We start from the raw sequence: 23,851 nt of genomic DNA, 5'->3' as shown, positions 1-23,851 counted from the left end.
ATGCCATTATATAGCTTTTTAATTTCGTGCTTACTGGCGTTTATTGCTGGGCACATGGTCAATTATTCGATCATTTTTTTAGCGCTTGAGTGGTTTGACTCTAGTGCGCTTGCAGGCATTGGCTATGGATTATGTTTTGGTCCACCATTGATTTTAGGGTGGTTTGCTGGTGCTTATTGCGATCGTTATTCGCCGCGAAAAGTACTCCTTGTTGCTCAGAACAGCTTTTTTATTAGCATTGCTATTTTAGCATTTGCTGCCAATAGTGAATTAGCCATCAGGCAATCATTATTATTGATGGCGGCATTATTTTCTGGCATTGGTTGGTCGTTTGTCGCCCCAGCTCGTTTTGCTACTTTACCTTATTATGTTAAGGGAAAAAAATTAGCGGGGGCATCGATAGCACTGAATTTAATGGTGATGTCGGGTTTTGGTTTAGCCCCTATGTTACTTCAACAAGTGAAAGTAAATTTTGATTGGCAAGCAGTGTTTATGTGTGCAGGGGCGTTATTTGCATTGTCATCATTAATCCTTATCCCTTTAAAGATTGCTCATCAGGCTAAGGTCACTCAAGGGGTGTTCAAAGAAGTTGCTCATACCTTAGAGATTGTTAAAGCATCGTCATTAACCGCGCCTTTTCTTGTACTTGCGATGGTAACTTATTTACTGATGGGGCCGATGCAAGTGTTACTGCCGTCGATTGCGAAAAACCAACTAGGCTTAAGTGAAATAGCACAAGGCTATTATTTAAGTTTAATTGCTATCGCGTTGATTGTTGGTGGCGTCATCGCAATGGGTATTAAAGATAAAGGGCATTTAGGTAAAACCTTGATGTTTGCTATTTTTATTGCCGGTAGTGGTGTTGCCTATTTAGGTGTTACGGAACAGTTAGCTTTCTCTGTGATCACCTTACTGATTTCTGGCGCATGCGGAGGCATTGCGGTGAGTTTTATTGTCGCAGGCTTGCAACATTACTCACCTGAGTTCCATCGAGGCCGGATCATGAGTTTTTACAGTATTATCAGTCAATGTGTGCCGGCGCTTAGCGGTATCTTAGCCGGAGGGATTGCACAAGTGTATTCGCCAAGTATTGCACTGCAAGTGATGGCATTAATTATTGTCTTGAGTGCGCTTAGTTGTTTTTACTTGCTCACAGCTATCAGGCAGTTACAAGGATTTGAACATGCATAAACACTTTTCGGGCAAAACGGTTGTGATCACCGGTGGTGCAGGTGGTTTAGCTGCTGCACTCATTGAACAGTTACTTGCAACAGGCGCTAACATAGCCGCATTAGATTTACACATTGAGGGCTTATTAGCCAATAAGCAATTGTTACCGTTACAAGTTGATATTACTGATAACTCGGCGCTGTCAGCGGCAGTCACACAAGTTATTGAGACCTTCGGCGCAATTGATGTGTTAATTAATAATGCCGGTATCACTCATATGAGTACCTTTGAACAGCTTGGTGCACAAACCTTTAACACTATTATGGCCGTCAATTTTACTGCTAGTGTTGAACTCACACGTATGTGCTTGCCATATTTATTGAAAACTAAAGGGCAAATTGTCGCGATATCCAGTGTCGCTGGTTACGCACCTTTGTATGGTCGCTCAGCTTATAGTGCCAGTAAACACGCAATGGAAGGTTTTTTTCTATCACTTGAAAGTGAATTGTCAGATGTGTCTGTGACAGTTGTTTGTCCATCATTTGTTAAATCCAGACCTGAGCTCACCGCACAAGTCAATAGCGGTATTTCATCGCCTGGCGCCATGAAAAAGCAAACCAATGGTGAGCAAATTGCGCCCAATATTGCCGCAGAAAAAATACTCAAAGCAACGGCGAAAAAACAGCGAAAACTTTATCTGGGTAAGGTAGCCAAAATAGCGTATTGGCTGAATGCATTGGTGCCTAGTATTTATTTGAAATTGATGACCAAAAGCGCTAAACAAGAATTTACTTAATGATGAGTAGCTAGGGCGAGTAAGCATATTGCCAACAATACACATAAAATAATGACAACATGATAAAAACAACGATAAGTATTAATGAGAGTTAGGGGAGCTAATGTTATGTATAGCAAATCAAATAAGACACAAAACAAGGTATCACTGAATGTGATCACTAAAGCGATATTAGCTGGCACGTTAGTTATGCCTGTCGCTGCAATTGCACAACAAGCGGATAATACTGAAGCAGAATCTAGTGTGGAAGTCGTGACAGTTACTGCGCAAAAGCGTGTGCAAAACGTATTAAAAGTGCCGGTTACCGTGGGTACGGTGAGCGCTGAATTAGTCGAAGAAAGTGGTTCTGTGTTATTAAGTGAAGTGGATAAGTTTATTCCAGGCTTTGAATTTGGTGACGGTACCATGACGCAGGATGGGGTTAAGATGCGTGGTATCGAAAGTTCAACGATAAGTGTCGGTGGTGATCCATCATCCGCTTCTTTTTTTGATGATGTCTACATGCCGCAAGCTGCTCATAATGTGATGTTTTCTGATATTTCTCGTATTGAAGTGTTAAAAGGCCCTCAAGGTACGCTGTTTGGTCGTAATGCGGCGATGGGGGTCGTCAATGTATTGCCTAATGCACCTCATGAAGAATTTGAGGGCTTTGTAAAAGGCACGTTTGGTAAAGATAATTTGCAACGTTATGAAGCCATGGTTAACCTTCCAGCAAGTGATAATGTTTTTGTTAGAGCAAACTATATCACCACATCACAAGACGGCATTGTTGATAATATTGCCAAGCCTGCGTGGAATCAGTCGGATAAGATATGGGACTTAGGCGAAGTTCATCATGAATCTGCCCGCATTGCCATGTTATGGGATATTTCGCCAAGTACACATTTTCAACTCTCCTATGATTGGGATAACCTTAATCAAGCACCATCAATGGCCGTTGGTATCAGTGAATATTCATATAGCAAGGGCGATCCTTTTAAGTCAAAAGCTGAAAATGATGTTGATGATGGCAAAGAAACGCGTGATATGACGGGAGTTATTGCCAAGTTAACGCATGACTTTAATAATGAACTGTCGATGAAATATATTGTAAGTTATCGAGAGTGGCAAACTTTTAATCGTCAGGATGAAGATGGCACAGCGGATATCACTCGCTATTTTGACACTATTAATCATGAAGATTCTGACATCCTATACTCAGAGCTCCAGTTTAACTACCTGACCAATGATATTAATGCGGTTGCTGGCTTTTCATACTCGAAAGAGAAAGTGAAACAAGTCACGCATTTAACGGTAACGGCTGACAGTGCAGCAAGGTTGATCACTGGAGAATTAAATAATCAGATCAAAATGGGAATTGGAGAACAGGTTGCCAACACTATAGGTGGTAATACTGATGCCCATGCCGCAGCAGCTTTTGGCCCTGGAGTTACCTTCGCTGGCGCCGTTGATACTTTTTATCAATTAAATGGTTTTCCTTTAAACCATTTATGGAACAGTGGTGAATGGGCCAATGCATTGAATGTTCTGGGCTTTGGTAGTGATATTATGGCTGCTATTGGTATGCCGGGTGCGCCTTTATCTGGTGATATTGTCGATGCAACTGGTGATTTAACCTATGACATAGTGGCGCAAGCGATGGGTTTTCCTGAAGTTTTTGGTCCAAGTTACTCGGGACAGTTTTGGCGTGAAACAATTACCAACACCGGTGATTTTACTAACTGGGGCGTCTACGCTGATGTTGATTATTCACTCAGTGATAAGTGGCATTTAATTGGTGGCTTACGCTACTCCAATGATGAGAAAGACTTTAGTTGGTTTATACCTCAAACAGATTTTGCGCAAGTACGTCCTGGGGTTAATAATATTATCTTCCCGCAAGTAGATTTAGCAGCGAAAGATTCTTGGGGGCAGGTAACGGGGCGTCTAGTCTCAAGTTATCAGTTAGATGATGATCAAATGATCTTTGCCTCATATTCAACTGGCTATAAATCGGGTGGTTTTGATTCACTGACGCCGAGCAAGCAGCCATTTGAGCCGGAAGAAACCACTAACTATGAAATTGGTTATAAAGCGGTACTTTGGGATCAAGTCGTGGCTAATGTCAGTGGTTATTATCTAGAGCTTGATAACTTACAACATCCTATTTCATCAAAAACGCCTGATAGTTTACAAGCGGTGCCAACCATTATTAATGAAGATCGTGAAATTACAGGGCTTGAGTTTGATATTCGTTGGAATGTGACGCCAAACCTTCGCTTAGGTGTAGTCTCTGAAATTAGAAGTACCGACACCTTTACACCTGACTTTTATAACGGTGAAGGTGAGCTAATTCAAGCGCAGAAAACTTCAATTGATGCGGCAACTAATTATACCGCGACAATAAACTGGATCCCTGATTTAGGCTTAGGTAATACCAACTTACATGTCGATTTTGTTTTTGTCGAAAATGTTAATGATAAACAAGCAGGTTTGGAAGAGTATAAAAAATCGATAGATGCTTACTTTATTGATCGTGAAGATTTAAATGCGCGTTTTTCTTGGACCTCTCAAGACGACAGTTTAGAAATAGGCATTTGGGGTAAAAACTTATTAGATAAGCGTTATATGATGTCGATTGGTGGTTATGCTGCCGATGTTTTAGGAGTACCGCATGGCCGGATCAACCGGGGTATCGAAGGTGGTATTGATGTTAAATACTCTTTTTAATATAGAGCATTAGACGTTAACTATTAAGGCTTGAATAATGCAAATTATTCAAGCCTTTGCTTTATTCAATCATTTACTCACAATAATAACTATGTTTAAAAAAACGTTAATCACGATTGCGATTAGTGTTGCGGTGATCGCGATACTAGCGCCATATACTTTAGGCTTTTCTTTATGGCATACCGGCCATGCTATAAAAGTGGCTACCAGCTTAACGGCAAAATTGGCCTGCTCAGCGCGTTATATCAGTGGCTTTTCCACACAACAGATAGCGGAGGATTTAGCCAGCTATTCGCCGGTCACGCGCTGGGTGAATTTACACTATGACGATGAGTTAAAATTTACTCAGGCGAATTTATTCACTATGGCTCCCGTAAAAGCGCAATATACTCAGGCGAAAGGTTGTAGCTTAGTGAATGGAAAAAATAATACATCAAATAGCGCCGAAAAATCGTTAGTGTCATTAACTGCGCCGCCATTGTCTGATTCAACAAAACCTTGGCCTGAAGGAAGTAGTGTCGAGACCATAGCGCCAACTATGCAACAGGTACTTAAACAGTTACTTGCACAAGATAATGCTAATGAGTTGAATACTCGCGCCATGGTCATTGTAAAAAATGGAGAAATCATTGCAGAAGCGTATAGCGATGGTATTTTTCCATCAACACCGCTATTGGGATGGTCAATGACAAAAAGTGTCACGGCGATGTTACTGGGGCGAATGGCACAATTAGGAATGGTGTCGATGGATCGCGATAATTTGTTTCAAGAGTGGCAACAAGATCGTCGCAAGCAGATTAGTTTGCAGGACTTATTACAAATGAGCTCGGGGCTCGCATTTGATGAAACCTATGCGCCAGGCAGTGATGCGACCCATATGTTATTTACCGCAGACAGCGCTTCAGAGGTTGCAATGGCAAGCCCAGTTATTGAACCAAAAGGAGAGCATTTTTCATATTCTTCAGGTACCACAAATTTACTTGCGCGCTTTATCCATCAGCAGTTTGGTCATTCAACACAAAGTGCGATTAACTTTTTATTTAATGAGCTTTTTATTCCGTTAGGGTTGCAAAACAGTGTGTTAGAAACCGATGCAAGTGGTGTTTTTGTTGGTAGTTCGTATTTGTATGGTTCAGCAAGAGATTGGGCGCGCTTAGGTTTACTCATGTTAAATCAAGGAAGTGTTAATCAGGGCAAAGCGAATCAGCAGAGGTTGTTAACCAAAGAGTGGATAAGGAATGCCACAACGCCTAATCGCAGTAATAATGATAAACGCTATGGTTATCAGTTTTGGTTAAACTACGGTGAAGTTGATTCACGTTGGCCATCTTTGCCAAGAGACGCTTATGCGATGAACGGCAATAGAGGACAGTCTGTGATGATCATCCCTTCTGAGCAAGTGGTCTTTGTTCGCCTAGGCTGGACGAAAGGAAATTATCCCAAAGGAGAGAATTTTTCATATCTGTTGGGTCAGTTAAACAGCCTCAAGATGAAAGACAGTAGGTAACGGCTTTACCTATTTTTATTGATATCAGTTGTATCTTCAATTCTCATATCTCACTTATTCACACGCTAGTTACGCCTTATTTCGTATAATTACGAAATAAGGCTTGAATTAATTTCGTAAATTCGCTAAATTACGAAATAAGGTGGGAAGGAGGAGGATAGTATGTCAGATGTATTTCAAGCATTGTCCAGTCCAGTTCGGCGTGAAATTCTTGCACTATTAAAAGAGAAAGACATGTCAGCAGGAGAAATTTCTGAACAAATCGACGTGGCAAAATCGACATTATCGGGGCATTTCAACGTATTAAAATCAGCGGATTTAGTGTTTACCGTAAAGCAAGGGACAACCATTACTTATTCGTTAAATACCAGTGTTGTTGAAGATTTGATGAGTGGTTTGTTCAACCTTTTTGGTAAGCAACCACAATCTGATAAGGAGTCATTATGAATATATTTAAATTAAGTTTGCTTATTGGTGTTATCTTACTTGTGGTTTCTGGTGTGGTGATTGTTAATCTTCCGCAAGGGCTTGAACTACCTATACACTGGAATATTGATGGTGAAGTGGATCGCATGGTGAATGCCGATCTCGCGTTGTTAGCTCCTCCGTTAATGATTTTTTTTATCATTGGCTTATTAGCTATTTTAAAATATATCGAACCAAGAAAGACAAATTTAGCACATTCCACTAAGGCGATTAATGCGGTGTGTATGACCATAGTGCTACTTGCTTCTGTGATGGAAGGAGGCTATTTGGCATTGTTGGCTGGGCTGTCATTTTCCATGCACCTGTTGGTGATATTTACCGTAGGCTTAGCATTGATGATCATCGGTAACTACTTAAGCAAAGCAAGAAGTAACTTTTTTATCGGGATCAGAACACCTTGGACCTTGAGCAGTGAAAATGTATGGCGCAAAACTCACCGTTTAGGCGGGCGCTTAATTACCATTGCCGGTGCAATAACTGCACTACTATGTTGGTTTATCCCTAATGATGCATTAGGGTATTTAATTACTGCGGTTGTGTTGCCAGCAGCTATTTTTCCAACGATTTATTCCTGGTGGCTTTGGCGAAATGAACAGCTAGATCATCACTCTTAATCTATATTTCTAACGCCAAGCTTGTTCATGGCAAGCTTGGTGAAATGTATCTTATACCAATGCAATTAACGTTTAAAAATCGTATCTAAGATAATTGACGAATTTGTTCTTTCCACACCAGGTAAACTACAAATCTGCTCTAAAATATCACTCAACTGCGCCAGCGTTTGTACGGCTATGGTCATCAATAAATCATAATCGCCACTAATCGAGTAGATATACTCAATTTGATGTATTTTTCTTAAGGCAATACAAACATTATTGCGTTTATTGGGTTTTACTTTCAATGATACATTCACATTCACTAAGTCTTGGGTGTAATTTTGACCTAGCTCTACGGTATACGATTTAATGATGCCGTTATTTTCTAATTTACTGATGCGCTTTTGGATGGCAGTACGAGAAACATTAAGGGCTTTAGCGATATCTGAAACACTTGCTCTTGCATTGCATCGCAGTATCGATAACAACTCTTCGTCTTTTTCATTGAGCATTTTATCCCCTTATTATTGCCTGTTTCGCATTTGACTGGTTGCGTTATGATATCAATTGGTGTGAATTTGATTATTATATTTGCTTAATAAGTAATTAGGAAACTGTTTGTTTCATAATTTAAGGGTAATAATGAGAATACTCTATCTACTTTTGGTGAAATAGTTATGACGACTAACTTCTACTCTCATTTACAAAATGAAATTGAACAAGTAAAACAAGATGGCTTATATAAAGCTGAACGTGTGATCACAACGGCGCAACAAGCGGAAATTGCAGTCAACACAGGTGAAGAAGTCATTAATTTTTGTGCGAATAATTACCTTGGCCTCGCCAATCATCCCTCATTGATTGAAGCAGCAAAGTCTGGCTTAGATGAGCATGGTTTTGGTATGGCGTCGGTGCGTTTTATTTGTGGTACACAAGATATTCATAAAACACTTGAGCAAAAGTTATCTGAATTTCTAGGGATGGAAGATACTATTTTGTATTCTTCTTGTTTTGATGCCAACGCAGGTTTATTTGAAACCTTGCTAGGGCCTGAAGATGCCATTATCAGTGATGCGCTTAATCACGCTTCAATTATTGATGGTGTTCGCCTATGTAAAGCAAAACGTTTTCGTTATGCCAATAATGACATGGCAGAACTAGAAGCGCGTTTAATTGAAGCGAATGAGGCAGGGGCTCGATTTAAATTAATTGCGACTGACGGTGTGTTTTCAATGGATGGTGTGATCGCTAATTTATCTGCGGTATGTGACTTAGCCGATAAGTATGGCGCATTGGTGATGGTGGATGACTCTCATGCCGTTGGTTTTGTTGGTGATAAAGGACGTGGTAGTCATGAATACTGTGATGTGATGGGACGCGTTGATATTATCACTGGTACCTTAGGTAAAGCCATGGGCGGTGCCTCGGGCGGTTATACCTCAGCTAAGAAAGAAGTTGTTGAATGGTTGCGTCAACGTTCTCGCCCTTATTTATTCTCAAACTCTTTAGCCCCAGCGATTGTCAATGCATCAATCAAAGTTTTAGATTTATTAGCCCAAGGTGACGATTTACGCCAAACGTTAAAAGATAATGCGGCGTATTTTCGCACTCAAATGGAAGCAGCAGGCTTTACTTGTGCCGGTGCCGACCACGCTATTGTGCCAGTGATGCTTGGTGATGCAAAAGTGGCAAGTGAAATGGCTAATAAACTGTTAGCACAAGGTATTTATGTGATTGGTTTCTCTTTCCCTGTAGTACCAAAAGGGCAAGCGCGCATTCGTACTCAGATTTCTGCGGCGCATACTAAGGCGCAATTAGATAAAGCGATTGCTGCCTTTACGACTATTGGTAAGGAAATGGGAGTCATTTAGATGAAATCATTAGCAAAGCTTCATGCAAAAGAAGGTATTTGGATGACTCGTACCGAGCGTCCAAAGCTTGGTCATAATGATCTACTGATCAAAATTAACAAAACGGCGATTTGTGGTACAGATATTCATATTTACAATTGGGATGAATGGTCACAAAAAACTATCCCAGTGCCTATGGTTGTTGGTCATGAATATGCGGGCGAAGTTGTCGGTATCGGTCAAGAAGTTAAAGGCTTTGAAATTGGTGATAGAGTCTCTGGTGAAGGGCATATCACTTGTGGGCATTGTCGTAACTGTCGAGGAGGCCGTACACACTTATGCCGCAATACTGTTGGTGTTGGCGTTGATCGTCCTGGTTGTTTTGCTGAGTATTTGGTTATTCCTGCGTACAATGCCTTTAAACTACCGGATGAAATCTCTGATGACTTAGCCGCAATATTTGATCCTTTTGGTAATGCCGTACATACCGCACTTTCGTTTGATTTAGTCGGTGAGGATGTGCTGATCACAGGTGCAGGGCCTATTGGTATTATGGCGGCAGCGGTGGCTAAACATGTTGGTGCGCGTCATGTGGTGATCACTGATGTGAATGAATACCGTTTAGAACTAGCGCGAAAAATGGGAGCGACACGCGCGGTTAATGTCAGTAAAGAAAAATTAACTGATGTGATGGATGAACTGGGCATGGCAGAAGGTTTTGATGTTGGCCTTGAAATGTCAGGCGTGCCAATGGCGTTCCAAGATATGTTAGCCAACATGAATAATGGCGGTAAAATTGCTATGTTGGGTATTCCAGGCAAAGACATGGCAATTGACTGGAGCCAAGTGATTTTTAAAGGGCTAACCATTAAAGGCATTTACGGTCGTGAAATGTTTGAAACCTGGTATAAAATGGCAAGCTTGATCCAATCTGGCTTAGATTTAACACCAATCATTACCCACCATTATGCCGTTGATGACTTCCAGCAAGGTTTTGATGTGATGCGCTCGGGACAATCGGGCAAAGTGATTTTAGATTGGACAAAGTAACCTGTTTATATTGCCCTGATGAGGTTGGTTAGCCGTCTGAGCTTCGTTAATTCTTTACTCGCTATGGGCATATCTCTTGCCCATAGCGTAAACATTAAGCGTTAATTATTTTAAATGAGCAACCTGCGATAATTTAAAAAGTTTTATTTCAGTCGCTTATGTGGCTGAAATAGTCTAAATTTCGCTTGCGTTTTGACTTATTCATTTCAACTTAACACCTTGCTAGCAAGGTAGTTACCATCTGAGAAATAGCAAAGAATGAATAAAGCCAGTAGTATCTCTTTACTAGTCTGACTATTTGTTGTTATTTTATTTAAATTCAAACAATATAAAATTTATGATATTCAATATTTTATATTGCCTTTGTCTTATGATTTAATAACCACACAAAATGTGTAGAAAAGGAAGGTTTCGTGATAAGGATTAAACATATCACCCGTACTTATGGCTCGGGTGACATTACAGTCAATGCCCTCGCCAATGTTTCATTAGAAATTAAAGAAAATGAATTTGTTGCCATTATGGGAACTTCTGGTTCTGGCAAATCCACCTTAATGAATATTCTCGGATGTTTAGATACACCAACCAGTGGTGAATATTGGCTTTCAGGAACTTCTGTTAAAGACATAGATGACGAAAGCTTATCGAAAATTCGTAATGAAAAAATAGGTTTTATTTTTCAAACCTTTCATTTGTTACCACGTCTAACTGCGGTGCAAAATGTTGCGTTACCCCTTCGCTATAGCAAGGTTTCATCTGAAGAAGCACAGCAGCGCGGTAAAGCGATGCTAGCTCAAGTAGGTTTGGCTGATCGCGGACATCATAAGCCGTTTGAAATGTCAGGTGGTCAACGCCAACGAGTGGCCATTGCAAGAGCATTGGTCAATAACCCTAAGGTTATTTTTGCGGATGAGCCTACTGGTAATCTTGATACTAAAACGTCTTATGAAATTATGGATTTGTTGTGTCAGCTTCATAAACAGGGGCAAACCATCGTGATGGTCACCCATGAAGAAGATATTGCTGCTTATGCAGACCGTATTATTCGTATGAAGGATGGCAAAATTATTGAGGAGCAATTATGCGTAGTTGCTTAACGTTTTTTTTATTGCTCTTAGCAGCGAATGTCTATGCTACTCCTTCTTATTTTATTTTGTCTGGTCAAATCAAAGCAAGTGAGAACCAAGCATTCTATGCCCCTAAAACAGATACTTGGCGTGTGCAAGTACAATGGATGATACCTGAAGGAGAGGTAGCCAATAAAGGCGATCTGGTGGTGGTATTTGATAGTGGTTCTATGCAAAGTCTGATCGAGCAAGAAGAAGTAAGTTTAATTGCTGCCAAAGAAGAACTACATCGCCTAGAACGAAGTCATGGTCAGTCAATATTAGAAGCGACATATAAACAGAAAAAAACTGCCCTGTTATTAGAAAAAGCGCGCATTGATGCGGGTATTTCTAGTGAGCATTTAAGTCAATATGATTTTGAAAAGAACCAGTTAGAGCTTGAAAAAGCGGTAGTGAATAACAGCAAGGCCATTGAAAACTTAAAACAGGTGAAAGTAGCCGCGACCGTTGCAAAGAAGAAACAAGAGTTAAAGATTTTACAACACCAGAATAAACTAACGTATCACCAGAATAAGCTTAAGAATATGAGTTTACGGGCACAGCGAACTGGCCCTGTTCTATATGGCAATCATCCATGGAATGGCGAGAAAGTATTTGTTGGAATGACTGCACAGCCATCATGGAAAATAGCGGAAATACCTTCCATGAATGGTTTGTTTATTGAAGCTTGGGTGCATGAAGTTGACTACAAAAATTTACAGTTAAACCAAGTAGCGAAGTTAAGCTTTGATGCTTTCCCAGATATCGAACTGACGGCCGAGTTGGTTGAAATATCGACCCAACCGGAAAAGAAAAAAGAATGGGGGAAAGGCGTTTACTATCGTACCGTATTTGACTTTGAAGTGAACGAGAAAATGACATTATTACCAGGGATGAGTGCCCAATTAGAATTTGCAGGAGCAGCAGATGAATAAATTTATTCTTATATGTGCAGTGCTATGCTTACAAGCTTGCCAAAGTGAGCCATTAGAAACACTGACCAAAGATAATACAGATACTGTGGTGACTGCCAGCGGCGAATTAGAATCAGAAAAAACCGCTATGATTGCACCGCCATCTATCTCGCGCATGTGGCAATATCAAATCAAGTTTCTCATACCTGAAAACAGTGAAGTGAAAAAAGGGGATTTACTGGTTTCTTTTGATGATAAGAAAGTCACAGATAAGTTAGTCGATAAACAAGCTGAACTCGCTCGTGCACAAAAGGAATTAGAAAACAAAAAGATCAAAGAAGTTGAAGAAGAGCAAAAACTTATTTTACTTGTGGCTGAAAAAGAAATGGCTTTTGATAAAGCAAAGCGTAAAGCTGAAATTGTCGATAATAGCCGTTCTGACAATGATAGAAAAAAGGCTGAAATTGACTTTACGATTGCAGAAAATGAGTTGTTTTTAGCGAAAGAAAAATTGAAATTTCAGCGAAGTAATAAAGCGTTAAACCTTAAATTAGCACAAGGTAAAGTTGAACGATTGACCTCAGAAGTGAATAATTTTAATCGAGATATAGCACGCTTAAAAGTCAAAGCAACTATGGATGGTATGGTGATCTATAAAACAAACTGGCAAGGGGAAAAACCAGCGGTTGGGGAAACCATTCAGTTTGGTCAACCTGTTATAGAGCTAGCCGTTCGAGAGAAAATGCAGGTAAAAGCACAAATTGAAGAACCTGATAGCGGAAAAATTAACGTTGGCCAAAAAGTAAAAATCATCTTAGATGGAACACAAGAGCTCGTACTCGAAGGAAAAATTGCCAGTCTTGGGCGGGTATTTAGAGATAAATCTTACCAAGATAAACGCAGGGTGCTCGATGTTATTATCACTTTTGATCAAGTTGATGTCGCTGTGATGCGACCAGGAATGACCGCTCGTGTGGAAGTTTTCGTTGAAGCTGATGAAGATGTAGTGTCCTTACCAACAGCGAATGAGCAAATCATGACAGCGAAGAGCGTCTTGTTAGCTCGAGAGAGAAAACGTTCAACATCTTGTGAAAATAAACAATGCTTAGTCAGCACTTCGTTTCCATTTGACGTGGAGGTGGTGCAATGAAAAAACTGATAGTCGTTTGCTTGGTTATTTTATCTCTTGGTTGTGAACAGCAAAGAACACCAATGCTTTATCAAGTACAAGAGCAACCCTTTGCGATAACAGTACCCGCTAAAGGAGAATTGTTTGCTGCCAAAGCTACGGTGATAAGTTCACCCGTTTCTCGGGGCGGCGTTCAAAATATAGCGTGGTTAGCTCCAGAATATTCAATGGTTAAAAAAGGTGATGTGATTGCGCGCTTTGATGGTGAAGCCATGATGATAAAAAGCGAGAAAAAACAAAATGAAGCTGCAATTATTGCTCAAGATATTGTCGAAAAATCAGGGGCGCTTAATAAAGATTTATACGCCATTAATAAAGATATCTTGGTAGTAGGGCAAGAAAAAACATTTGCTGAAAACTTCTCCATCGATGATGTTCGTATACGTTCTAAGCTTGAAATTATCGATTCAATGCAAAATACCGCTTACTTGGGGGTAAAACAAGATTATTTGCATTGGAAAAGTGAGAGTTTTAGTGAAAGCTCCATGGGGGATATGAGCTTGTTAGAAATGAAGCAAAAGCAAGCGAAAAGTAAACTGGCACAATTATCTGAAAGTCTTGAACAGCTGGAAATAAAAGCGCCTCACGATGGCCTACTTGTTTATAAAGCAAACTGGCGAGGTGAAAAACCACGCGCAGGTCAGAGCGTTTGGCCTGGACAAAAAATAGCACAATTACCAAATATTAATGAGATGAAAGCTAAGCTTTTTGTGATGGAAAGTGAAGCGATCGGCTTAGTGAATGATAAAGTAGTGAATTTACATTTACTTGCCCATGTTGATCAGCCTTTTACCGGCCGGATTAGTTCTGTTGCACCATTTCCTAAATCTATTAAACGTGGTGATCCTCAAAAGTACTTTGAAGTTGAAGTGAGCCTCGATAAACAAAACACTGAGCTGTTTGTCCCGGGTCGAAAACTACAAGCACAAATCATTGTTGATAAGGTGAAACCTAAGTTAGTTGTACCGCTGCAATCGGTTTTTACTCAAGGTCAGCGTAGCTTTGTCTATTTATATCAGCATGGGAACTATACCCAAGCAGAGGTTGAATTAGGCAAAGCCAATTTGAGTCATGTTGAAGTGGTGTCAGGACTGAGAGCCGGCCAGCGTATTTCATTAATCGATCAGGAGCAAAGCTAAGTGGATAAGGTTGAAATATTTAAAGATACTTTTGCTGAATTAGCTCAACATAAGTTACGCACGTTATTAACGTTATTAGGTATGATTTTTGGTGTTGGGGCAGTGATCGCCATGCTAAATATTGGTGAAGGTGCAGAACGTGAAGCCCTGAAAATGATTGATACTATGGGATTACATAACTTGATCATTAACGGCAAAAGCTTTGAAGAAAAAGAGCTAAAAGAGCAACGAAAACACTCCTCAGGCTTAACCATTAGAGATGGTGAGGTGAGTGTGAAATCATTGCCGTTTGTCGATGCTTTTAGTGCACAAAAAGTCGTGGATACTTACAGCATTTTTAGTGCTGAAGGTAAGAGTGACGGCCAAGCGTTAGGGGTTAGTTCAAGTTTTTTTGAACTCTCAAAATTTACCTTAGCTCAGGGCAGGTTTCTTAATGAACAAGACAACGTTAATTTTTCACAAGTGGTGATACTTGGCTCAAGTACCGCTAGGCAATTATTTCCGTTTGGGGAATCGTTAGGTAAGAATATTAAAATTAACCATATTTGGTTTAAAGTGGTAGGGGTTTTACAAGCGCCATACCTTAAAAAAGAAGAATTTCAAGGCATTAAACTTGGCGGAGAGCAGCATAAGGTATTCATTCCTCTAAACGCTGCATTGCATAAGTTTCCAAGTAAAGAATTAGTCAGTGAAGTTGATAGTTTACGACTAAAATTAGATGGCGTTGTTGATCCTGTCGAAGCGGCGAAAGCGGTGAGTCACCTACTCAAACGTCGACACAACGAGGTTGATGATTTTGATATTGTCGTGCCAGCGGCATTGCTTGCTCAACAGAAGCAAACGCAGCAAATTTTTAATATCGTGATGTCGTGTGTTGCGGGGATTTCTTTACTTGTAGGTGGCATTGGTATTATGAATATTATGCTAGCCACTGTATTAGAAAGAACTAAAGAGATTGGTTTACTTCGAGCTATCGGTGCCACTCAAAAAAATATTCAACAGCAGTTTATAGCTGAAAGTTTTACCATATCAATCCTTGGTGGTATTTTAGGTGTATTCTTTGGTATTTTATTGTCAGAGCTGATCTCAATTTACTCCCAATGGGCTGTGTCTTGGTCCTTAACGGCTATTGTTCTCTCGTTTAGCATTTGTGCAATGGTGGGGCTTGTTTTTGGGGTTTACCCTGCAATAAAAGCGTCAAAATTAGATCCTATTGATGCACTACAAAGTGATTAAGCAACTAAGTGATTATCATGAGCTATTAAGAATAAGTAACTGCGCTGGCTTTTTTAGCGCTATATGAAAATGCTCGTATGTAACCCATAAAAAACGCCTGATAAATTTATCAGGCGTTTTCATTGAATTATTGCCAACCAGAACTAAAAAGCACAGTTGGCTGTTGTCATATCAGGCAGCTAAATTATTTGTTCTCATTGAGGTGATGAAAATCGATTTCTTCGATTTTCTTACCTGCATCCTCATCTTCAAAGATATCTTTATTGAGTTGGTTTTCAGATTTAGCCACTACGGTTGTTACCATACAGTCGCCAGTGACATTGACCGCGGTTCTTGTCATATCAAGCAATCGGTCTACACCAATAATCATGGCAATGCCTTCTACCGGTAAACCCACTTGTTCAAGCACCATGGCTAACATGATCAAACCAACGCCAGGAACTCCCGCAGTACCGATAGAAGCTAATGTGGCGGTCAGTATCACCATTAGAAAATCAGAGATAGAGAGGTCGACATTAAATACTTGAGCGATAAATACGGTAGCTACCCCTTGCATAATCGCGGTGCCGTCCATGTTAATTGTGGCACCAAGTGGCACCGTAAATGAAGCAATGGAGTTATTTACGCCGATTTTCTTCGTTGCCGTTTCCATGGTGACTGGGATGGTGGCATTACTACTGGCAGTGGAGAAGGCAAATAACACAGCATCTCTCATTTTTTTAATAAATATCACAGGATTTAAGCCTGTTAATAGTTTTAAGATCACTGGATAGGTCACTGTTGCGTGAACGATCAATGCAACAAAGACTACACCAAAATACATACCAAGGTTTTTAATGGTTGCAATATCTAAATCGGTGAATAAGCTGGCAAGTAAACAAAAGACCCCATAAGGCGCTAAATTCATCAAGATAGTGACTAAGCGCATGATGACAACATTTAAGTCTTCAAATAAAGCAGCAATACGTTCACCTGGCTGTCCTGATAGGGCAATGGCAATACCAAAGAGTAAAGCAAAAATGATAACCTGTAGCATATTTCCTTGGGCGAATGCTGCGAATGGGTTGCTAGGAAACATTTGAATTAACACTTGCGCAAGAGACGGTGCTTCTTTAGCGACAAATGTACTATTGCTTGTCATATTAACCCCTTCACCCGGGCTAAGTAACATAGCCATACTCATGGCAAAGCTAATAGCAATGGCGGTAGTGATCAAGTAAAGACCTATGGCTTTACCACCAATTCTTCCTAATTTTGAGGTGTCTTTTAACGAGCATGTACCGCAAATAAGCGAGACAAAAACTAAAGGCACGACCAGCATTTTTAAACTGGCGACAAATATTTGCCCACCCACTTCAAAAATACCATCAACAAAGAGTCCTCGAACGGATATCTCAAAAAAACCGAGAGGAATGGTAAAGTCAGAGCCATTTGGCATTAATTGTTGTAATAAAAAACCAAGTAAAATACCGGAAACCATGCCGATAACAATACGAGTGGTTAAGCTAGAAGTTGTTGTTGTCATATTATTATGTGTATATTTAGGTGAAAAGAATAATACATGATAGGTTATCAGTATTTGATTTGATTAAAAACCTTACTAACTTGGGTTTTTTTTATAAGTTAGTGACCTTTTTCTTTTTTTTCAGTTAATATTATAAAGTTGACAACAAAAACATCATCAGGGAGATGCTTTTATGGCGCTAATAAGACGCTTAAGTTTCATAATGTTTTTCATTGGTCTCGTTGGCTGCGGCGGCGGGGATGGCGGTTTATCCAGTGGAGGGACTTCAACACCTGGCACAGGCTCAGGAGGTACAACTGAGGATATTGTGATCACCTTAACTATTTCTAATGAACTGGTTACAGAACAGTCACCTGCGACAATTACTGCAACAGTTATGCAAGGTGATTCAGCAATCGGAAGCAAGGTTGTTACTTTCACAACGACTTTAGGTAACTTTAACCCTGAATCAGGAACGGCATTAACTGATAGCTCAGGTGTTGCAACTATTGTACTTAATTCGGGTGATATTGCAGGTGCAGGCACGGTTACAGCGTCTATTGATTCAGGCGAAGAACAAACAATTGGCTTTACTACTCAAGGGAAAAGTGAAACGGTTGTTAGATTAGGTAGTGGCACCTCTGATAGTTTTAGTGAAGGAACCATTGATTTATCTTTACAGCAAATTTCTGCAGGTAGCACAACTACCGTCTCGGTTATTTTGGTGGATGATACGGGAGCGTTATATACCGAATCAGTTGACGTCAATTTTACTTCGGTATGTGCTGAAGAAGCGATACCAACAGCAGAAATAGATAGTGTCGTTAAAACCTCAAGTGGTCAAGCTAGTGCAAACTATTTAGCAAAAGGCTGTGTTGGTGATGATCCTATTACAGTGAATGCTATTGTAAATGGTCAGAATTTATCGGCGACAGGCACTGTTAATGTTTTACCTGCGGATATTGGCAGTATTGAGTTTGTTTCAGCTACACCAGAAACCATTGGCATTATAGGTACTGGTGCTGTTGGCGGTTCGGAAAGTTCGACTATAGTGTTTAAGGTCTTAGATACCAATGGCAACCCGGTTAATAATCAGGATGTTGATTTTGCGTTAAGCACCCAAACAGGCGGCGTTAATCTTATTCCTGCAAGAGCTACAACTAACAGTCAAGGTCTTGCACAAACGGTTGTCAATTCAGGTTCGGTGGCTACTAGTGTGAGAGTTACGGCATCTGTGGTGGGTAGTGAGCCGTTAATAGCATCACAGTCAAGTGTATTGGTCATTTCTACCGGCATACCAGATCAAGATAGTTTTAGTCTTTCAGCAGAATACCTTAACCCTGAAGGTTGGAGTCGAGATGGTACGGAAGTGATGATTGTTGCTCGATTAGCTGATGCATACAATAACCCGGTGCCAGATGGTACAGCAGTGAGCTTTACCACTGAAGGTGGTTCTATCGAACCTTCTTGTACTACAGTTGATGGTGCATGTACGGTAAAATGGACCAGCCAATATCCTCGACCAGAAGGGCATGTACTTGGGGATGCTAATAATCCTTCGCACTTACCTGAAGAACAAAATACCATGGGGCAAAAATATGGTGGTAGAGCCACGATTGTTGCAACTGCGATAGGTGAAGAGTCATTTCCTGATTTAAATGGTAATGGTCGCTTTGATGAAAGTGAAATGTCGGCATTTTTGGGTACCGATGTCTCTGGTCAGCCATATGACTTAAAAGAAGCGTACGCTGATTACAATGAAGATGGTTTTTTTAACCCTGGTGAAACGAATGCTGCTGAACAATCTGGTGGTGAATTAGAAGAGTTTTATGACTTTAACGATGATGGTGTTTTTAGCCTAAATGATGGCAAGTATAACGGAGTCCTGTGCTCTATACCTGCTCATAGTGGTTGCTCGACTGAGCAAAAATCGATAAATGTTCGGGGGCAAATCACCTTAGTAATGTCGGGTAGTACAGCTCATGTTGTGTCGTTAACACCTGTTATCAATATTGCCGGTGAAGGTTCTGCTACCGGGAGCATTATTGTTTCAGACTTACATAATCAACCGATGCCATATGGCACTGAAATAAAATTCAGTACCACAGTGGGGAGTATAGTTGCTGGTGGTACTGCGTCATGGGGCAGCGATAACCATAATGGTGGTCAGCAGTTTAATGTGGCTATTAAAGGGGAAAAAGAACCTAAGACCGGCACTTTGTATGCTGAAATTTCTTCACCTTTTGGCTCTGGAATTGTCTTTAGTGTTGCGACGGTTAATATTAATTAGCTGCATGCAGAGTAAGATAAAAAATGCCGCTCAATTGAGCGGCATTTTTGTTTTAAATATTTCGGATTTTAATAAAGCAATGCAAGTGAATTACTTATTCATCTGCTCAATTAAAAATGCTGAAATATCAGCTCCTGCTTTTAACGTCGTTTTTGCACTTTCTGCTCCTTTACCAGAACTGTCGGTAAAAGGGGCTATTTCCATCATATCTGCGCCGGTGATCGGATACTGAGCTGCAAGAGATGTAAGAATTTCCATCGCTTCATCAGGGGTTAAACCGTCAGGCTCTGGTGTTCCTGTAGCCGAAGCAAAAGCATCATCGAGCGCGTCAATATCAAAACTCACGTACAGTTCATCAATGGCTTGTTCTTTTAATTGCGTCAATATGCTTGTTATTACCGGTGCTACGCCATGTTCTCTAATTTCGTGAGCCCAATGTTGTTTAACGCCAAAAGTGCTCTCCCAATGCTCTTTTGGTTTACCACTTGAGCGAATACCAATTTGGATCAAATGGTTTGGCTCATGTAAATCATCAAGAATATGGGTACACCAAGAACCAAAGCATAAATCGATTCCTAAACGTTCCACTAATAAATCGGTATGGGCATCAAAGTGAATAATCGCTGCCCGTTTGCCTTGAGCTTTTTTCGCTTGTAAGTAGGTTTTGGTCAGTGGATAACTGATAGAATGATCACCGCCAATGCCAAAAATCCCTTTCTCTGGATAGAGCGCATAAAAATCGTGCAACACGTCTTCGGTAATGGTTAAAGGGCTTACAGCAAGTTCACTATTTGCATCTTGATACAAGGCTTTACGACAGTTGCTAATGGTAGGATCATTTAAATACTTATCATGTAATAAATGCGGAATAACTCGAACATCCCCCATATCAAAAGCATTAAGGGTATTAAATTGTTGTAATAAGGTAGAGCGAACAAACAAAGGCCCCCAGTTCGCACCACGTAAAATACCACCACCGCAATCAGACGCGATGCCTAAAATGACTGCTTTAGAGGATGACGATAACTGAGTTAAACTTTCGTTCCATAGCTGTTCGATATTGTCGGTTTGTCCGTATAAAGCCTGATGAAGAGCGGCTTTTCTTTCTTTGGCTGTATTGACAGTGAACACACCATTACCTGGTGGACACAGACTTTGTTGTATTTTTTCTATGAACTGAGATTGCGTTGTCATAATAACTCTCTTTGGTGTTATTGATTCTAGGAACTTTACTCGCTTTTATCGGAGTTGTGTGGTTCATTCTTATCTGTATATCTAAGTGGACAGAGGTCTACTTATCAAAAATTAGTGTAATAACTCTTAATTTCTCATGAAAACTCGACTATGATACGCCGAAAAATAACTAGATCTAGTATAACCAAAAGTGATTAATAGGTTAATTTAAAAAAAATAATTGCTTGTCAGCTTGCTAAATTACAGATATATCTAATAGTAATTTGAGAAATTAATTAAATTTTAACGTGTCGAATGGCTATTTCGACGAATAAATACTCGCTTGTATCGTTGTTTTGCAAATTTAGTTACAGATAAACGATATTGCATGCTGACTCAGTTTGTCAGCCAAAAGTAGGATTGAAAAAATATATGTCAAAATCTCTGGTAATTGTCGAGTCACCTGCAAAAGCTAAGACAATTAACAAATATCTCGGTAAAAACTTTGTGGTTAAGTCGAGTGTTGGTCATGTTCGCGATCTCCCCACCGGCAGTACTGGAAAAAAGGCTGCAACTAAATCGCCCGCTGAAGTACGAAAAATGGCGCCTGAAGAAAAAGCAAAATATAAGGCGAAACGTGATAAACAAGCATTAGTTAACCGTATGGGGATTGACCCTGATAAAGATTGGCAAGCGGATTATCAAATTCTTCCTGGTAAAGAAAAGGTTGTTGCTGAACTGAAAAAGCTCGCTGAAAAAGCTGACACTGTCTATCTCGCGACCGATTTGGACCGTGAGGGAGAAGCCATTGCTTGGCACTTAAAAGAAATTATCGGCGGTGAAGAAGATAAATATAAACGCGTTGTCTTTAATGAAATCACCGAAAATGCGATCCAACAAGCATTCTCAGCACCAAGTGAATTAAGTATGCCTGGGGTCAATGCCCAGCAAGCGCGTCGATTTTTAGATCGAGTAGTGGGCTTTATGGTCAGCCCATTGTTGTGGAAAAAAGTAGCCCGAGGCTTATCTGCTGGTCGCGTGCAATCAGTAGCCGTGAAGCTCGTCGTTGAAAAAGAGCGTGAAATTAAAGCGTTTGATCCGCAAGAGTTTTGGGAAATTAGTGCCGAGACGACAACAAAGGATAAGCAGCCATTAATTTTAGATGTTACCCATCAAGACGGTAAAGCATTTAAACCAAAGAATGAAGCTCAAGCCACCGCGGCGGTTAAATTATTGCAACCTGCTGATTACGTGGTCAGTAAACGTGATGATAAACCGTCAAAGAGTTCTCCTTCTGCACCTTTTATTACTTCTACTTTGCAACAGGCAGCGAGTACAAAATTAGGTTACGGTGTTAAACGTACCATGGGGTTAGCCCAGAAGCTGTATGAAGCGGGGCATATTACTTATATGCGAACCGATTCAACTAATTTAAGTAAAGATGCTATCGAGATGTGCCGGGAGTACATCAGTGAAAATTTTGGTGATAATTATTTGCCTGAAAAAGCAAAAACTTATGGTAGTAAAGCCAATGCGCAGGAGGCGCATGAGGCAATTCGTCCTTCAAATGTGAAATTAGAAGCGGCATTTATTGATAAATTAGACCCTGATTGTAAAAAGCTTTATGAACTTATTTGGCGACAGTTTGTTGCTTGTCAAATGACGGCTGCTCGTTATACCGTTAGTACGATTACCGTTGGTGCGGCTGGTTTTGATTTAAAAGCTAAAGGCCGGGTGATGCAATTTGATGGTTGGACAAAAGTTCACCCTCAAATGTCAAAAGGTGATAAAGATACTCATCTGCCTGACTTAGCCGTAGGGGAAAAACTGAGTTTAGAAAAGTTAGATCCAACGCAACACTTTACTAAGCCGCCAGCACGTTATGGTGAAGCCTCTTTAGTTAAAGAACTTGAAAAGCGTTCTATCGGCCGTCCATCAACCTATGCTTCTATTATTTCAACCATTCAGGATCGGGGCTATGTCCGTTTAGATAAAAAACGCTTTTACGCCGAGAAAATGGGTGAAATTGTCACCGATAGTTTATCAACAAGTTTTGAAAACTTAATGAGTTATAACTTTACTGCAGAAATGGAACAAGAGCTTGATGAAATTGCTGAAGGCCATGTTCCGTGGAAGGATGTACTTAATGAGTTTTATAAGAATTTTACTAAACAACTAGCCAATGCCGATAAACCTTCAGAAGAAGGGGGAATGCGCAGTAATCAACCGGTAATAACGGATATAGATTGCCCAAGTTGTGGTCGAAAAATGGGAATAAGAACGGCATCAACAGGCGTGTTTCTTGGTTGCTCTGGCTATGCTTTACCACCAAAAGAGCGTTGTACCACCACCATGAATTTAACGCCGGGTGAAGAAGCGGTAAGCGTGTTAGCAGAAGACCAGGAAACAGAAGCATTAAGAGCCATGCATCGTTGCCCTAAATGTTCTACTGCAATGGACAGCTATTTAATTGATGAAAAGCGTAAGTTACATGTTTGTGGTAATAACCCTGTCTGTGATGGTTATGAATTAGAGCAGGGCAGTTTTAAGATCAAAGGTTATGATGGCCCTGTGCTTGAATGTGATCGTTGTCATGCGGATATGGAATTGAAAAATGGTCGTTTTGGTAAGTACTTTGACTGTACTAATAGTGATTGTAAAAATACTCGTAAGCTATTAGCAAACGGTGAAGCTGCGCCACCTAAAGAAGATCCGGTGCAGTTACCTGAATTATTATGTGAAAAATCTGATGCACACTTTGTTTTAAGAGATGGTGCTGCAGGTATTTTCCTCGCCGCGAGTACTTTTCCTCGTTCGAGAGAAACAAGAGCGCCGAAAGTGGCTGAGTTAAAGCGTTTTCGTGATCGTATCTCGCCAAAATTTCATTATTTGGCGGATGCTCCAGAGCAAGATCCTGAAGGTAATTTAGCGATTGTGCGCTATAGCCGAAAAAATAAGTCTCAATATGTGATGACGGAAGTGGAAGGTAAAGCAACCGGTTGGACAGCGGTTTATCAAGACGGTAAGTGGGTTGAAACCTTAGCCAAGAAAAAAGCGACTAAGGCGAAAGCCAAGCCAAAGGCTAAAAAGAAAGCTTAAAGTTCTACACACTAAGACAAACAAAAAAGCACCATCA

The 23,851-nt window shown here is 40.3% G+C and carries 18 protein-coding genes; 15 read left to right on the top strand and 3 right to left on the bottom strand.

The features are described 5' to 3' along the window. The 6 genes from IV514_RS06590 (at position 1) to IV514_RS06565 (ending at position 7,282) form a co-directional block, all read left to right on the top strand. Positions 1–1,191 (top strand): MFS transporter, encoded by a 1,191-nt coding sequence (locus IV514_RS06590; RefSeq protein ID WP_206484174.1) that lies wholly within the window; start codon positions 1–3, stop codon positions 1,189–1,191. Continuing rightward, positions 1,184–1,966 carry an SDR family oxidoreductase gene (locus IV514_RS06585; RefSeq protein ID WP_206484173.1) on the top strand — a complete coding sequence of 261 codons (783 nt, stop codon included), beginning with the start codon at positions 1,184–1,186 and terminating at the stop codon, positions 1,964–1,966. Before IV514_RS06590 ends, IV514_RS06585 begins: the two co-directional genes overlap by 8 nt. Before the next feature lie 108 nt (positions 1,967–2,074). Then, positions 2,075–4,675: a TonB-dependent receptor gene (locus IV514_RS06580; RefSeq protein WP_206484172.1), complete on the top strand. Its 2,601-nt coding sequence runs from the start codon at positions 2,075–2,077 to the stop codon at positions 4,673–4,675. 37 nt (positions 4,676–4,712) lie between these two features. Further along, the gene (locus IV514_RS06575) at positions 4,713–6,182 is read left to right on the top strand and encodes a serine hydrolase (RefSeq protein ID WP_206484171.1); all 1,470 of its coding nucleotides are present in this window, start codon (positions 4,713–4,715) and stop codon (positions 6,180–6,182) included. A 162-nt stretch (positions 6,183–6,344) separates the two neighbouring features. Beyond that, a complete protein-coding gene (locus tag IV514_RS06570; protein ID WP_206484170.1) occupies positions 6,345–6,629 on the top strand; it encodes an autorepressor SdpR family transcription factor in 285 nt (94 codons plus the stop codon). Next, positions 6,626–7,282, top strand: coding sequence for an SdpI family protein (locus tag IV514_RS06565; protein WP_206484169.1), 657 nt, complete (start codon positions 6,626–6,628; stop codon positions 7,280–7,282). Before IV514_RS06570 ends, IV514_RS06565 begins: the two co-directional genes overlap by 4 nt. A 65-nt stretch (positions 7,283–7,347) precedes the next feature. On the opposite strand, the gene IV514_RS06560 is transcribed toward IV514_RS06565, so the two are convergent. Beyond that, complete coding sequence (locus tag IV514_RS06560; protein WP_206484168.1) at positions 7,348–7,776, bottom strand: Lrp/AsnC family transcriptional regulator; 429 nt, start codon at positions 7,774–7,776, stop codon at positions 7,348–7,350. Positions 7,777–7,941: 165 nt separating this feature from the next. On the opposite strand from IV514_RS06560, the gene IV514_RS06555 reads away from it, so the two are divergent. From IV514_RS06555 to IV514_RS06525, 7 genes are all read left to right on the top strand, one after another. Then, on the top strand, positions 7,942–9,135 hold the full coding sequence (locus IV514_RS06555; RefSeq protein WP_206484167.1) for a glycine C-acetyltransferase: 1,194 nt from the start codon (positions 7,942–7,944) through the stop codon (positions 9,133–9,135). Then, the gene (gene tdh / locus IV514_RS06550; RefSeq protein ID WP_206484166.1) at positions 9,136–10,164 is read left to right on the top strand and encodes an L-threonine 3-dehydrogenase; all 1,029 of its coding nucleotides are present in this window, start codon (positions 9,136–9,138) and stop codon (positions 10,162–10,164) included. It abuts the gene before it with no gap. 413 nt (positions 10,165–10,577) lie between these two features. After that, positions 10,578–11,261 (top strand): ABC transporter ATP-binding protein, encoded by a 684-nt coding sequence (locus IV514_RS06545; protein ID WP_206484165.1) that lies wholly within the window; start codon positions 10,578–10,580, stop codon positions 11,259–11,261. Then, positions 11,246–12,205 carry an HlyD family efflux transporter periplasmic adaptor subunit gene (locus IV514_RS06540; RefSeq protein ID WP_206484164.1) on the top strand — a complete coding sequence of 320 codons (960 nt, stop codon included), beginning with the start codon at positions 11,246–11,248 and terminating at the stop codon, positions 12,203–12,205. The genes IV514_RS06545 and IV514_RS06540 overlap by 16 nt, the downstream gene beginning before the upstream one ends. Further along, positions 12,198–13,334 carry an HlyD family efflux transporter periplasmic adaptor subunit gene (locus IV514_RS06535; RefSeq protein ID WP_206484163.1) on the top strand — a complete coding sequence of 379 codons (1,137 nt, stop codon included), beginning with the start codon at positions 12,198–12,200 and terminating at the stop codon, positions 13,332–13,334. Before IV514_RS06540 ends, IV514_RS06535 begins: the two co-directional genes overlap by 8 nt. Then, a complete protein-coding gene (locus tag IV514_RS06530) occupies positions 13,331–14,512 on the top strand; it encodes an HlyD family efflux transporter periplasmic adaptor subunit (protein WP_206484162.1) in 1,182 nt (393 codons plus the stop codon). The genes IV514_RS06535 and IV514_RS06530 overlap by 4 nt, the downstream gene beginning before the upstream one ends. Then, the gene (locus IV514_RS06525; protein ID WP_206484161.1) at positions 14,513–15,748 is read left to right on the top strand and encodes an ABC transporter permease; all 1,236 of its coding nucleotides are present in this window, start codon (positions 14,513–14,515) and stop codon (positions 15,746–15,748) included. Positions 15,749–15,932: 184 nt separating this feature from the next. Here IV514_RS06525 and IV514_RS06520 read toward each other — a convergent pair whose 3' ends face one another. Continuing rightward, the gene (locus IV514_RS06520; RefSeq protein ID WP_206484160.1) at positions 15,933–17,273 is read right to left on the bottom strand and encodes a dicarboxylate/amino acid:cation symporter; all 1,341 of its coding nucleotides are present in this window, start codon (positions 17,271–17,273) and stop codon (positions 15,933–15,935) included. A 202-nt stretch (positions 17,274–17,475) separates the two neighbouring features. Between IV514_RS06520 and IV514_RS06515 the strand changes: the two genes are divergently transcribed. Continuing rightward, positions 17,476–19,542 (top strand): hypothetical protein, encoded by a 2,067-nt coding sequence (locus IV514_RS06515; RefSeq protein ID WP_241242234.1) that lies wholly within the window; start codon positions 17,476–17,478, stop codon positions 19,540–19,542. A gap of 90 nt (positions 19,543–19,632) precedes the next feature. Here the strand turns inward: IV514_RS06515 and IV514_RS06510 are convergent, their stop codons facing one another. After that, a complete protein-coding gene (locus IV514_RS06510; protein ID WP_206484158.1) occupies positions 19,633–20,736 on the bottom strand; it encodes an arginase family protein in 1,104 nt (367 codons plus the stop codon). 411 nt (positions 20,737–21,147) lie between these two features. Between IV514_RS06510 and topA the strand changes: the two genes are divergently transcribed. Then, entirely contained in the window at positions 21,148–23,814 is a 2,667-nt protein-coding gene (gene topA, locus IV514_RS06505; protein WP_206484157.1) for a type I DNA topoisomerase, read from the top strand. The last annotated feature ends 37 nt before the right edge of the window (positions 23,815–23,851 follow it).

Source organism: Thalassotalea sp. G2M2-11 (assembly GCF_017168195.1).
Taxonomy (GTDB): domain Bacteria; phylum Pseudomonadota; class Gammaproteobacteria; order Enterobacterales; family Alteromonadaceae; genus Thalassotalea_E.
The sequence above is the reverse complement of the archived record's forward strand: the minus strand, read 5'-3'. Positions and strand labels throughout refer to the sequence as shown.